Origin of the sequence: Sorangium sp. So ce295, from assembly GCF_051527405.1 — a bacterium.
Classification (GTDB): Bacteria; Myxococcota_A; Polyangia; order Polyangiales; family Polyangiaceae; genus Sorangium; species Sorangium cellulosum_B.
In genome coordinates, this window is record NZ_CP150324.1 from 12,240,636 (window position 1) to 12,254,467 (window position 13,832).

Sequence of the window (13,832 nt, forward strand, 5' to 3'; positions counted from 1 at the left end):
GTCAACCGTTCGTCAAGCCGCGCGCCGGCATATCGACGACGTCGGCGCGCGTGAATGTGCCCACCCGGCCGGCGAGCGATGGTAGGCTCGACGGCTCGGGCTCCGGGACGTGCGAGGGCGAGGCGACCGATGGCGGACGGTGCGATCGAGTTTGATTTCGCTGTGGAAGGCGCGACCGATCCGTGGCGCGTCGCGCGGATCGAGGGCCATGAGGGCATATCGCGGCTGTTCCACTTCCGCGTGACCCTCGCGTCGACGGACGCCGCGCTGGCGTTCGACGGGCTGGTCGGGCAAACGTGCCTGCTCACGATCCGGACCGACGTGTCGACTCGGTACATCCACGGCATCGTCGCGCGCTTCGAGCAGCACGAGGAGGGGCGCGCGGTCACCACGTACCTGGCGACGGTCGTCCCGCGGGCGTGGCGCCTGCAGCACCGGCACGACTACCGCATCTTCCAGGAGGCGACGGCGCCGGAGATCATCGACAAGGTGCTCCGCGCGGCGGGCCTGACCTCGGAAGATTTCCGCGTCTCGACGGCGATGACCCACGATCGGCGGGAGTACAGCGTGCAGTACGCCGAGACCGACTGGGCGTTCATCAGCCGCCTGATGGAAGAGACAGGCATGTTCTGCTTCTTCGAGCACAAGGCCGACAACCACGTGCTCGTCTTCGGCGACGCGCCGTTCGTCCACGAGCCCATCGACGGATCGAGCGTCGTGCCGTACCGGGCCGTCGGCGGGGCGCTCGCCGCGCGCGAGGCCATCTCCCGCTTCTCGATGGCCGAGGAGGTCCGGCCCGGCAAGGTCACCGTCCGCGACTACAACTTCCAGAAGCCCAGCCTGAGCCTCGAGGGGGAGGCGGAGGCCGACCGCGACACCGATCTCGAGGTGTACGTGTATGCCACCGAGCACGATCTGCCCGAGGAAGGCACGCAGCTCGCGAAGCTCCGGCTCGAGCAGCTCCAGCTCGTGCGCCGCACCGCGGAGGGGCAGGGGAGCGTGATCCGGTTCATGCCCGGGGCCACCTTCACGCTCGAGGACCACGGCCGCGAGAGCTTCAACCGCGGATACCTGATCACGCGCGTCGACCATTTCGGCTCGCGGGCCGTCGGGGGGGAGTCGCAGGAGACCGTCGTCGGGTACTCCAATCGATTCCAGTGCATCCCGGACGACGTGCCCTACCGCACGCCCGTGCAGACGCCCAAGCCGACGCCCCGCGGCATCCAGACGGCGATCGTCGTGGGCCCGGCGGGCGAGGAGATCCACACGGACATCTATGGCCGGGTGAAGGTGCAGTTCCACTGGGACCGGCAGGGGCGCCGCAACGAGCACAGCTCGTGCTGGATGCGGGTGAGCCAGATCTGGGCGGGCGCCGCGTGGGGCTCGATGTACATTCCGCGCATCGGCCACGAGGTCGTCATCGACTTCCTCGAGGGCGACCCGGATCGCCCGCTGATCGTCGGGCGCGTCTACCACGGCGCGAACGTGCCGCCCTACGCGCTGCCGGCCGAGAAGACGAAGAGCACCATCAAGTCGGACACCTCGCCGGGCGGCGGCGGCTCGAACGAGCTCAGGTTCGAGGACAGGAGAGGCGCGGAGGAGATCTACCTGCACGCGCAGAAGGACTGGAACATCGAGGTCGAGAACGACAAGACCCAGTCCGTCGGCCACGACGAGCGCCTGACCGTCGGCCACGACCGGAAGAAGCGCATCGACAACAGCCAGTGGGAGTCGATCGGCGCGTTCAAGACCACCGAGGTCGGCGAGGATCACAACGAGAAGATCGGCGCGAACCGCACGCTCGGCGTCGTCCAGAGCGAGAGCGTGGACATCGGCAAGGACGCGAGCCTGAAGATCGGGCAGGGCCGGAAGACCGATGTCGGGAAGGACGACATCGAGTCGGTGGGCGGCAAGCGCGAGCTCTCGGTGGGCGGCGAGGAGACCGTCAAGGTGGGTGATCGCGCGACGCTGGAGATCGGCTCGAAGCGCAACACCACCGTGGGCAGCGACGACTCGCTGTCGGTCGGCGGCACCGAGACCCGGAACATCGACGTGGACGCGACCGAGTCCGTCGGCGCGAAGAAGACCGTCAAGGTCGGCGAGAAGTTCACGCTGGAGTGCGGGAGCGGCAAGATCATCGTCGACAGCTCCGGCAAGATCACGGTCGAGGGGTCGGACATCACCGTGAAGGGCTCGGGCACCGTCAAGGTCGAGGGCGCCAAGGTCGAGGTGAAGAGCGACGGCGACGTGAGCGTCAAGGCGGGCTCGAACATCAAGCTCTCGGGGAGCGGGGTCGACATCAACTGAGCGGCGTCGCGCAGGATCGGAGCCGAGGCGGATGGTTCACGAGGTGGTGGCTGATCACGCGGAGATGGCGTCGTTCCTCTGGGAGCTCCGCGAGATGGCCGTGAGGTCGCACCACTACACGCTGGCCGATCTCGCGGAGCTCGAGGAGCGCGTCGAGGCCCACCTCGATGGGCTCCGGATCGCGGGGGAGCCCGGCTGGGAGCTGACGCTGGCCGCCCTCTCGACGAAGGATCCAGGCGCGTTCTTCGCGGCGGCCATCGCCGCGGTCGAGGCGCGCGACTACCCCGGCTTCGCGGCCGTGCTCGACGCGACGGAGGAGGCGGACGAGCCCGCCGCCGGCGTCGCGGGCGCGCTCGCGTGGGCGTCGCCGGCCGACGCGTTCGCGATCGTGGCGCCGATGCTGTCGGGGGCGCAGCCGCCGGCGCTGCGCCGCCTGGCGCTGGCCGCGTGCGTGGCGCACCGCCGCGATCCCGGGCAATTCCTTGGCTACGCGCTCTGCGACGGCGACGCGGCGGTCCGCGCGCTGGCCTTCCGCGCGGCCGGCGCGCTGGGCCGCGCCGATCTGGCGGGCGAGCTCCGCGGGGCGTGGGGCTCGGACGACGAGGCCGAGCGGTTCTGGTCGGCGTGGGCCGGCGCGCTGCTCGGGGCGCGCGGCGCGGACGAGGCGCTGTGGAGCGTCGCCGGGCGGAGCGGCGCGTTCGCCGAGGAGGCGGCCGACTGCGCCGCCCGCGTGAGCCCGCCGGGCGAGGCCCGCCGCCGGATCGAGGCGCTGATGCGATCGCCCGGGCTCGGGCGGGTCTGCCTCGTCGCGGCGGGGGCGCTGGGTGATCCGGCGCTGCTGCCGTGGGTGCTCGACCGGCTGGACGTCGCGCCGCTCGCGCGGCTCGCCGGCGAGGCGCTCTCGCGCATCACCGGCGCGCCGATCGAGGGGGCGCTGCGCGGGGCCCCGGCGCCCGGCTTCGACGCGGGGCCGACCGACGATCCGCGCGACACGAGCGTGAAGATGGATCCGGACACGCAGCTGCCGTGGCCGCACGGGGCGAACGCGCGGGCGCTCTGGGCGGCGCATCGCGGGCGCTTCGCGCCGGGGGTGCGCCACGTGGACGGCCGCCCGCTGGACGAGGGGGGGCTCGATCGCGTGCTCCGGCTCGGCGGCCAGCGGCGCCGCGCGGGCGCTGCGTTCGAGCGGGCGGCGCGCGCGCCCGGCCGCCCGCTGTTCGACGTGGCCGCGCGGGTCGAGCGGCAGAGGGCCGCGCTCGGGGCCTCGCCGTGAGGGCGCCGCCCGCGCCGCGCGCCCTCGGGCACGCCGCGGCCGCGGTGCGCCCCTTCCGCTCCCGGGGGCGGGTGATGCTCGCGGTGGTCGTCAAGGCGACCTTCCAGCTCGAGCACAAGCGCGCCATGTCGCCACTCCCGCCCGCGCCGATCGTCGCGGCGGACGTGCGCGCGGCGCGCGCCGCGGCCGACCCGCGCGCCGCCATCTCGGCGGCCGCGGAGATGGCCCCGTTCCTCCCGCGCGCGGACATCCTCCTCGGCGGCCACGCCTGGGCCCGCGGGCGGAGCCCGGCGCCGCTCGTCCCCGTCCGCCTGCGGGTCGGCCTCGAAGCGGCCGTCCTCCTCGACAAGGCCCTGCACGTCTACGGCGACCGCGGCGGCAACGGCCGCGGCGCCCCGCAGCCGTTCCTCGCCATGCCGCTCGGCTACGAGCGCGCCCTGGGCGGGGCGGCCGACCCCGACAACCCGGCCGGCGTCGATCCGCGCGCCGGCCGCGCGCCCAACATCATCGATCCCCGGCAACCGACGCGCGCCGCCGGCCTCGGGCCGATCGCGGCGCACTGGCCCGCGCGGCAGCGCCGGCTGGGCAACGCCGATCCGCGCGGCGTGCAGGCCCCGTGGCCCGTGATCCCGGATGGCTTCGACTGGGCGTACTTCCAGGCGGCGCCGGCCGATCAGCAGACGCCGTACCTCCGGGGGAAGGAGTGGATCCTGATCGAGGGGATGCACCCGGATCTCGACCGCATCGAGGCCTGGTTGCCGGGGCCCGTCGCCGAGGCGCGGGTCGCGTTCGGGGGGGCGGCGCAGCCGCAGGCGTTGCCGCTGGTCGCCGACATGCTCGTGATCGACGCCGATCGCTGGCTTTGCTCGCTCGTGTGGCGCGCCAGCGCGCTCTTGCCGGGCGAGGAGGCCCTCGCCAGCGTCCGGGTCACGGCCAGGGTCGCGCTCCCGGGCGAGGAGGTGCCGTGGGACGTCGCGGCGGCGCCGCCGGTCCGCGCGGAGCGGGCGCTGGCGGCGCCGCAGCGGGCGCCGGTTGCGGTGAGCCCGCAGCGGGCGGGGCGCGCGGCGGAGCATCCGCTGGCGGGGACGGTGGCGCTCGATCCGGAGGAGGCGCCGGCGGCGGCGAGCCCGCAGCGGGCGGGGCGCGGGGCGGCGGAGAATCCGCTGGCCGGGACCGTGGCGATCGATCCGGACGAAGGGCAGCCGAACCCCGCCTTGCCGTTCCGGTCGCCCGCGGCCTCCGCGGGAGGACCGCGCCTCGAGAGGTCTGGCACGGCGGAGATGCCCGCCGCGGCGGGGACACCGCCCGCGGAGCCGCGGCGCGGCGGCCTGCCCTTCATGGCGCCGGCGGCGGCGGGCGCAGCTTCCGGGGTGCTGCCGTTCGCGCCCGCCACCCCGTCTTCCCCGGGCGCCCGCGATGGCGCGGCGGCGTGGGCGCTGCCGTTCGCCGCCCCCGCCGCGGCGTCGCCTGCGGCACCGGTCCGAGCGCCTGCGGCGTCCGGCGTGCTGCCGTTCGCCGCCCCCGCCGCGGCGTCGCCTGCGGCGCCGGTCCGAGCGCCTGCGGCATCCGGGGTGCTGCCGTTCGTCTCGCCGGCGGCAGCGTCTGGCGCGCTGCCGTTCGCGCCGGCGCCAGCGCCGTCCGCGCCCGTCCCCGCTGCTCCCCAGGCGCCGTCCGTGCCCCCTCCCGCGCCGTCCGCGCCGGAGCGCTCCTCGCCGTGGGTGTCGGGCGCGGCGCCCCACGCCGCCTCCGAGCCGCGCTCGCCGTGGGTGTCGGGCGCGGCCGCGGCCCCGGCGCACGTCGCCTCGCCGCCGCCCGTCGCGCCGTCGTACGCGCTCGCCCAGCCGCGCATCGCGCCGTCGTACGCCCTGGGATCGCCGCCCGCCGCCCCACCCTGGCCCGCCGTGGCGGCCTCCGCAGCCGCCCCCGCGCGGCGCCCCGCGCGCCCGCGCCGGCAGCGCCTCACCCCGGACGCGCGCCCCTCGTCGGAGCCGCTCATCCCGCCGCGCAAGCGCCGCCCGGCGAAGGTCGCGGCCGACGGCCTCGGCGCCTCGTTCCTCCGCGCGGTGCCCGACGCCGCGCCCACGCCCACCTGAACATGGACCTCCGCAACCGAACCCCCTTCGTCGCCGAGCGCATCGTCCACGTCGACGCCGCCGGCGCCGAGGTGCTCGTCGTCCTCGTCAAGGCGACGCTCGCCATCCACGCCGGCGGCCGCCTCGCGCCCGCGGCCGAGCAGGTGCCGCTCCAGCACGCCGACGCCTTCCACGGCGAGCCGGGCCTCTCGAGCGTGCGCTACGAGAGCGACCTCGCGCCGCACAAGGTCGGCACGGACGTCGTGGTCCTCGGCCACGCGTACCCTCCCGGCCGCCGCGACGCCGAGGTCCAGGTCGCCGTGCGCGTCGGCCCGATCCGCACGACCCTCGCCGTCTTCGGCGACCGCACCTGGGCGCGCCCCGCGTCCCCCGCGCCCTTCGAGCGGATGCCGCTCGTGTACGAGCGCGCGTTCGGCGGGCGCGACGAGTCCGCCGAGTCCCCCGCCGACCACGAGGTCGAGCCGCGCAACCCCGTGGGACGCGGGTTCCGGGCCCGCCGCTCGCTCGTCGACCTCGCGCAGCTCGCCATGCCGAACCTCGAAGATCCCAGGAAGCCGCTCCGCTCGCCGGACGATCGCCCCGAGCCCGTCGGCCTCGGCTTCATCGGGCGCAGCTGGCAGCCGCGCCTGCGCTACGCCGCCACGGCGCCCGACCCCGCGTCGCCGCCTCCTGCCGGGTCGCCGCCTCCCGCCCCGTCGCCGTTCCTGCCTGCCGCCTTCGACCCTCGCTACCACCAGGGCGCGCACCCGCGCCTCGTGGCCACGCCGCACCTGCGCGGCGGCGAGCCGGTCGAGCTCGTGCACCTGAGCCCCCTCGGCCCGCAGCGCTTCTCGCTGCCCCCCGCGGCGCCTCGCGCCGTGGTCCTGATCGACTCCGAGCGCCGCCCGCTCCCGCTGGTCCTCGACACCGTGGTCCTCGAGCCCGACGACCTCCGCGCCGTGCTCGTGTACCGGGGCGCCATGCCCGTCGGTCGCGATCTCTTCCGCGTGCGCCGCATCGAGGTGGAGCCCGCGCCCGCATGAGCACCGGAGCCGTCATCACCGCCGCCGGCATGGTCACCGCCCTCGGCGACACCGCCGCGTCCACCACCGCCGCGGTCCGCGCCCGCCTCACGCGCTTCCGCGAGTGGCCGAGCTACCCGTGCCTGCCCGCCGACCCGCCCCGCCCGGAGGAGCCCTTCTCCGTTGTCGCGGCGTACACCGATCTCCCCCGCGCGCTCGACCTCCCGGTCCGCTTGCTCGCGCTGGCGCTCCAGGACCTCGCCACCTCCGGCGACCTCGCGCGCGCCGACCTGGAGGACGCCTCGTTCTTCCTCGCGCGCCCCTCGCCCGGCCCCGCCGCGCACCACCACGAGCTGCGCGACGCCTTCCGGGAGCGGGTCGCCGACGCCGCCGGGGTCGACGCCGTGACCCGCGGCCTCCTCGCCCCCGACGGGCACGCGGCGATGCTCCTCGGCCTGGCCCACGCGGCGCGCGCCGTCGAGGCCGACCCCGGCACGCCCTGGATCGTGGCCGGCGCCGACGCCCTGGTCGACGTGGGGCTGCTCGAGGCGCTCGACCGCGCGCGCCGCCTCAAGAGCCGACGCAACCTCGACGGGTTCATCCCGGGCGAGGCGGCGGCCGCGCTGCTCGTCGAGCACCGCCGCCGCGCCGAGGCGCGCGGCGCCACCATCCTGGCCGAGATCGAGGGCTCGGGCGCCGGCGAGGAGCAGAGCCTCATCGAGAGCGGCGATCCCCCCTCGGGCGAGGCCCTCGCCGCGGCGCTCGCGGCCGCGTGCGCCGCGGGCGGCCCGCCCGCGTGGGTCCTCTGCGATCTCAACGGCGAGAGCTACCGGGCCAAGGAGTGGGGGCTCGCGCGCGTCCGCGCGCCCGCGCTCCTCGGGGGCGTCCGGGCGCTGTGGCACCCCGCCGACGGCTACGGCGACGTCGGCGCCGCGACCGGCGGGTGCCTCGCGGCCGCGTGCGTGCGATCGTTCGAGCGCGGCGCGTCCCCCGAGGCGCGCGCCGCGCTCTTCGCGGGCTCCGGCGACGGGACGCGCGCCGCCGTGTGCCTCGTCTCGGCTGCAGCGAAGAGGGCGTGAAGGAGGAGCGATATGCCTGTCACCGTAGGAGTCAACTCACGCACGGTCGTCCACGCCGCGAGCAATGGAATGACCATCGCTTTTCCGGACGTGTGCCTCACCCCCGCGCCGCCCGCCCCGCCGGTCCCCATCCCCTATCCCAACATCGCCATGTCGTCCGACGCCGCGAGCACCGCGAAGAACGTCAAGGCCGACGGCAACCCCGTCTGCCATCAGGACAGCAACTTCTCGCGCAGCAGCGGCGACGAGGCGGGCACGAACGGGGGCGTTGTCTCCGGCGTGAACATGAACAAGGCCGAGTTCATCAGCTACTCGTTCGACGTCAAGGTCGAGGGGAAGGGCTGCGCCCGCGCGCTCGATCTCATGCTCCACAACAGCAAGAACACCCCGCCCACGCCGCTCGTCCAGCCGCCGCTCATCGTCATCGTCATGGAGGAGCCCCCGCCCGCGCCCGAGAACCCCAAGGACTGGGGCGTCGACAAGATCGAGGTGTTCTGAGGGGACGGCCGCGGAGCGAGCCTCGACCCGCGCCGCGCTGATGGACTGATGGACCGGACTCCCCGCTGATTCGTCCTGGAGCTCTCGCATGCCGACGATCAAGCAATACGTGAACCTCCCTGCCGCCGTGACCGGCGTGAACGGCCCTGTGCGGCAGCTGCGCGTCACGCCCAACCAGGTGCCCAACGTCGCGCCCGGCGATCGCGTGGACTGGTGGATCGAGCCCGACCCGGGCAACGAGAGCCTCGCCTTCCAGTCGCTGACCGAGCGCACGCGGCTCGCGCACGGCGCGGCCCCCGGGGTGACGGTCGGGCTTGGGCACCACTTCGACAACACGCTGACGTTCACGCACATCGGCGGCGACAAGTACACGATCAAGGCGTCGCGCGACGGGCAGCGGGCGCAGTTCCTCGCGACCGACGAGTTCCAGACGTGGCGAAAGCTCTATTATACGGTCTGGTATTCCGGCGCGCAGACGCTCGCCACGTACAACAACATCGATCCTCGGTTCGTGGGCGAGTTCGCGCGGCACTTCATCGAGCTGGAGCGCAGGGCGGTCCTTCCGGCGCTCGCGACCGTGGACTCGGCCCGCGTCGACTTCCAGAGCCTGTCGCAGCAGGCGGTCAGCTCGCCGACCTTCGACTGGCCGTTCATGAACGGCGGCCCGAACGCGCTGCTCAACCTGCGCGTCGGCGGCGCGCCCCCCGGGGGAGGCACGCTGACCGACAAGCCGCTTCACATGGCCTTCCTGCTGGTGCCGAACTGCTATTACACGCAGCTGGAGCGGCGCGCGTTCCCGACGGCGAACAACGCGGTCGGGAACATCACCACGTTCCGCACCGTGTGGCGCGACCCCACGAACGGCAACAACTTCATGTGGACGGCGCAGGCGTCGTGGCCGGCGGCCGGCGCCACCGACGTGCGGGCGTACTTCACCTTCACGCCCGGGTCGCCGAACCGCGTGAACTGGAACCTCACCACGCTGCCGGGCCTCACGGCCCACCTCGCCACGCCGGGCAACACGTACAACCTCACGTTCTCGTTCATCTGGAAGAGCTCGATCAACGGCTACAGCTGGGGCAATTTCTGCGTCGTCGGGTGCACGGGCCCCGGCCGGAGCGAGACGGCGGTCCTCGGCACCTTCGTGCACGAGATGGGGCACGGCATCGGGCAGACCGTCAAGGAGGAGCGGCAGTACAGCGCGACGGGCGTGGCGCTCGCCACGCAGCTCGCCAACCCCCGCTGGTACACCGACCAGTTCGGCGGGCAGGGCCCGCACTGCAACACGAACGCTGGCCTCACGCCGGACCCGTCCACCACGTCGGGCCAGCGGTACGACTGGTGGCCCGCGCTCGGCGGGCGGCTCTGCACCATCTACCACGCCGGCCATGGCAACCGCGACGACGGCGTCTTCTGCCCCGTGTGCGCCCCGCGCATCCGCCGCGTGCGCCTCGATACGCCGGCGCAGACCTCCCGCAGCTGGAACCACTTTGGCTGAACCTCGCGGGCGGGGCGGGGGCGCGCTGCTCTCGACCCCGCGCCGCGCCCACGTCGAGAGGACCCCATGGAGATCGAACCCCGGACACCCTTTGGCTTCGCCCCGCACGGGGGCTCGCCCGAGATCGCGGCCGGCAAGGAGGCCATCCGACTCGCGATCTCGCGGGTGTCCTTCGCGGCCGGCACGGTGGAGCTCGACGTCTCGGCCTCGTTCCTGTTCCCGGATGCCGTCGCGAGCCGCTACCGCGACGTCGAGGAGTCGATGGTCCTCGTCGTCCACGACATCGAGCAGGCGGACGGCGGCGCCCTGCTCGCGCGCAACACGTTCATCGAGTTCCCGGCCGGCGAGCGCGACGGCCCCAACCAGCTCGCCGAGCCCGCGCTGCCGATGCCGGGCCGCGGCAGCCTGGCGTCCGAGGGGTACCAGGGCGCCTGGCTCAACGTCACCGTCGCGTTCCCCTGCGCCGTGGCGGTGCCCCGTTACCGGCCGAGCGTCTATGTGTACCTCGTCCTCGAGAACTACGTGTCGAACGTGATAGGCATCGATCTCGTCGACAAGAAGGCCATCGAATTCTGACCGGCGGTGAACCCATGCTCGTCCGATCCGTCTCTTTCGGCCTGACCGCGGAGACGCCCGCGACCTCGGGCGCCGGCGTCGTCCTCGCCCAGCCGGGCCCGCCCACCGTCGAGGGCGGCGCCCTCGTCCACGTCGTCCACGGCAGCTCGCGTGTGCCCGCCGTCGATATCGAGGTCGAGCGCGCCGAGGTGCTCCGCGGCGTCTTTCTCACGCTGATCTACGCCCCCGCGCAGGGCGGCGTCACGGTGCCTCTGCTCGGGCCGAGGCTTGTCTTCCCCGACGACATCGACGACGTGGGCGCGGACCTCGTGGGCAGCTTCCGGTGCGAGATCGTCCTGGCACCCCGGGTCGGGGCGTTCTATCTGCACGCGGCGTATCGCCAGTACGTCTCCAACGTGGTTCGCCTCATGGCCCCGCCCGGTGCCCGATGACGCCTGTTTATTCCGTTATCGTCGTCACGTGGAACAACCTCCAGTACACGGCGCGATGTGTGGACGCCCTCCTCCGCACGCTCCCCTCGGACGCGGAGGTGGTCTTCGTCGACAACGGCTCGGAGGACGGCACCCCCGCTTACCTCACCGACGTCGCGCGCCGGCTCGGGGACGCCGCCAAGACGGTCTTCCTCGACGAGAACCTCGGCCTGGCCGGCGGCGCGAACCGGGGACTCGAGGTCGCGGCCGGGGAGTACCTGGTGCTGCTCGACAACGATGTCGTGGTGACCCCGAGGTGGCTGGAGGGGCTGCGGGAGTGCATGGAGGAGGCGCCGCGGGCCGTGCCCGGCGCGCGGCGCGTCGGGCTCGTCGGGCCCGTGACGAACAGCGCGCGCGGCCCGCAGAAGGTGCAGAACCCGCCGCCGTTCCAGCCGGAGGCGCTGAACGAGCTCGCGGCCGAGCACCGCGAGGCGTTCCGCCGGCGGTGGGCGCCGTCGTTCGCCCTCTCGACCTTCTGCCTGATGATGCGCCGCGAGGTCTACGCCGAGATCGGCGGGCTCGACGAGCGCTTCTTTCCGGTGGGCCACGAGGGCGCCGACCTCGCCTTGCGGGCGCAGGAGCGCGGCTTCGAGTGCATGATCGCGAGCGACGTGTACGTGCACCACGAGGGGAGCGCCACGCTGAGCAAGGCGTTCCCCGGCGCGCAGGGCGGCCTCGGGGGCGCCGACCTCTTCTTCGAGAAGTGGCGCGCCCGCCGGGCCGGGAAGACGCGGCTCGTGGCCGCGTACCGCGTCAGGGACGCGGAGGCGACGCTGCGCGAGAGCCTCGACGCGACGGCGCGCTTCGCCGACGCGATCGTCGTGCTCGACGACGGATCGACGGACGGGACGGGGGCGATCGCCCGGTCGCACCCCGCCGTGGCCCGGTACGAGCGGACGGAGCTGCCGCCGGGCGTGGATGGACGGCGCGATCGCGACCGCGCCCTGCAGATGGCGGCGGAGCTCTCCCCGGACTGGATCCTCGCGGTCGACGCAGACGAGGTGTTCGAGATGGACCGCGCGCGCGCCGAGCGCCTCATGCAGCTCGCCGATCCGCACATCAAGGCGCTCGGCTTCCACTGGTACACGTTCTGGGAGCCGACGCGCACGTACTTCCGGGCGGACGGCGCGCTCGGGGCCATGTCGGGGTACCGCATGTACCGGAACGAGCCGGGCCTGCGCGTCGCCGGTGGAGCCGAGGGCGGCGTGCCCGGCGGCGGCATCCCCGAGATGCCGGACGGGTGCGCGCGCTTCACCGACGTCCGCGTGCGGCGGCTCGGCTGCGACACCGAGGCGTCGCGGCAGGCGCGGCTCGCGCTCCACGGGCGGCCGGACCCGTACACGCCGCCGCGCGCGGGTGTGCCGCCGGAGCTGGCCGATCTCGCGAGCAACACGGTGACGCTGCGCAGGTATGCGCCCGCGTCCGGCGTATCGCTCTGCATCATCGCGAGGAACGAGGCGGAGCGGCTGGAGCGGTTCCTCGCGTTTCTGGAGCCGTTCGTCGACGAGATCTGCATCGTCGACAATGGCAGTGACGACGGGACGGTCGAGATCGCGAGGAGGTTCACCGACCGCGTGCGCGTCCACCGGACGGACCGGCTGGACCTGGCCGAGGTGCGCAACGTGGGCCTGGAGATGGCCACGCGGCCGTGGATCCTGAGCCTCGACCCGGACGAGGAGCTCGCTCACTGGGATCTGCCGCGCGTCGTGCGGCTCATGGACGACCTCGACGTCCACGCCTATTCCTTCGAGATCGCCAATCATCAGAAGGACGGCCCGCCCGTCATGACGCTCGCCGTGCGGCTGTTCCGCAACGACGCGCGGATCCGGTACGGGCGCGCCGTGCACGAGACGGTGCAGCCGAGCCTCGACCGGCACCCGGAGCTCGTCGTCCGCGCGGCCGGCGTGGAGATCCAGCACTACGGGTTCCTGAAGGACGACGGCGTCATGGAAGAGAAGCTGTCGCGCTACCTCGAGGCGAACCAGCGCATGCGGGAGGAGGATCCGGCGGATCCGATGCCCTGGTACAACGAGGGGCTCCACCTCCTGAACGACGGCCGCGACGACGAGGCGATCGCGTTCCTGGAGAGGGCCATGGTGCTCGGCCAGCGTTTCCTCTCGCCGCGATCGAGCCTGGCGCAGATCTACCAGCACCGGGCGCTCGCGCTGTGGCAGAGCATGGTCGCCGAGCTCCCGCCGGGGCACCCCGTGCGGCCGACGGCGGAGGAGAGCGCCGCGGTGCTGGGCCGCATCACGCCGGCGCGGATGCTGGTGGGGCAGGCGCGCAGGCGCAGGCTCCAGGGGCCGTCGCATGGCGACTGAGGGGCGGCGCGCGTTCATCGCGCAGGTCACCGCGGGTGCCGGCCTCGTGGCGCTCGGCGGGTGCGGCGGCGCGCCCGGGGCGGCGGGGGCGATCGCGGGGGTGAAGGGCGCGCCTGCAGCGGGGAAGGCCGCGCCACCGGCACCGGCCGTGGCGGGCGCGGCGCCCGTCATCGAGGCCGCGCTGCGGGGCGGCGTGCTCGCGCTCCGCTATCGCTATCCGAGCTCCATCGGCGACCGGCTCGCCGCCGCTCCGTGGGCCGCCACGCTCGTGGTCGCCATCCACCCCGCGTCGGCGTCCCCCGCCTGCCGGAGCCTCGCGAGCGGGGCGCTCCGCACGGAGGCTCCCGTGCTGGATCAAGGGATGTTCCGCGCGGTGGCCGAGATCGATCTGGCGGACTTCTTCGGCCTGAAGGCGCCGTTCATCCGCTATGTGCACGCGTCGTTTCTCCACCTCCGGTCCGACGTGCTGCGCGTCGCGGCCGGGTGAGCCGAGCGCGAAGCGCGCCATTCACGGCCGAGCGGGCAGGGCGTGAGCCGCGGAGCTGCGCCACGCGACCCAACGTGGGCTGTTGCCGAGCTTGCCAACACGCTGAGCCACGCCGGGGAGATCGCCGCAGGTACGGCGCGTGCTTTCTGCATGGCCATGGCAGCCACTCCGGGACGCCCGACGAGGGTACGCAAGCAGCGACCGTCCGCGACAGGCCCGCGAGCCGCGA

11 protein-coding genes are annotated in these 13,832 nt (G+C 74.1%); all 11 read left to right on the top strand.

Going from position 1 to position 13,832, the window contains the following annotated elements:
• Positions 1-129: 129 nt before the first annotated feature.
• Entirely contained in the window at positions 130-2,307 is a 2,178-nt protein-coding gene (locus WMF11_RS46295; protein ID WP_437975286.1) for a type VI secretion system Vgr family protein, read from the top strand.
• 43 nt (positions 2,308-2,350) lie between these two features.
• Positions 2,351-3,580 carry a TIGR02270 family protein gene (locus WMF11_RS46300; RefSeq protein WP_437975287.1) on the top strand — a complete coding sequence of 410 codons (1,230 nt, stop codon included), beginning with the start codon at positions 2,351-2,353 and terminating at the stop codon, positions 3,578-3,580.
• Entirely contained in the window at positions 3,577-5,673 is a 2,097-nt protein-coding gene (locus WMF11_RS46305) for a DUF2169 domain-containing protein (RefSeq protein WP_437975288.1), read from the top strand. The genes WMF11_RS46300 and WMF11_RS46305 overlap by 4 nt, the downstream gene beginning before the upstream one ends.
• A 2-nt stretch (positions 5,674-5,675) precedes the next feature.
• Complete coding sequence (locus WMF11_RS46310; protein ID WP_437975289.1) at positions 5,676-6,695, top strand: DUF2169 family type VI secretion system accessory protein; 1,020 nt, start codon at positions 5,676-5,678, stop codon at positions 6,693-6,695.
• Positions 6,692-7,753 (top strand): hypothetical protein, encoded by a 1,062-nt coding sequence (locus tag WMF11_RS46315; protein WP_437905460.1) that lies wholly within the window; start codon positions 6,692-6,694, stop codon positions 7,751-7,753. Before WMF11_RS46310 ends, WMF11_RS46315 begins: the two co-directional genes overlap by 4 nt.
• 12 nt (positions 7,754-7,765) lie before the next feature.
• Positions 7,766-8,251, top strand: coding sequence for a DUF4150 domain-containing protein (locus WMF11_RS46320; RefSeq protein WP_437547197.1), 486 nt, complete (start codon positions 7,766-7,768; stop codon positions 8,249-8,251).
• 88 nt (positions 8,252-8,339) lie between these two features.
• Complete coding sequence (locus tag WMF11_RS46325; protein ID WP_437905461.1) at positions 8,340-9,749, top strand: hypothetical protein; 1,410 nt, start codon at positions 8,340-8,342, stop codon at positions 9,747-9,749.
• 66 nt (positions 9,750-9,815) lie between these two features.
• A complete protein-coding gene (locus tag WMF11_RS46330) occupies positions 9,816-10,325 on the top strand; it encodes a hypothetical protein (protein WP_012240970.1) in 510 nt (169 codons plus the stop codon).
• A 14-nt stretch (positions 10,326-10,339) separates the two neighbouring features.
• Complete coding sequence (locus WMF11_RS46335) at positions 10,340-10,756, top strand: hypothetical protein (RefSeq protein WP_012240971.1); 417 nt, start codon at positions 10,340-10,342, stop codon at positions 10,754-10,756.
• Positions 10,753-13,116 carry a glycosyltransferase gene (locus WMF11_RS46340; RefSeq protein ID WP_437975290.1) on the top strand — a complete coding sequence of 788 codons (2,364 nt, stop codon included), beginning with the start codon at positions 10,753-10,755 and terminating at the stop codon, positions 13,114-13,116. Before WMF11_RS46335 ends, WMF11_RS46340 begins: the two co-directional genes overlap by 4 nt.
• Entirely contained in the window at positions 13,106-13,603 is a 498-nt protein-coding gene (locus tag WMF11_RS46345) for a hypothetical protein (RefSeq protein WP_437975291.1), read from the top strand. Before WMF11_RS46340 ends, WMF11_RS46345 begins: the two co-directional genes overlap by 11 nt.
• Positions 13,604-13,832 lie beyond the last annotated feature (229 nt).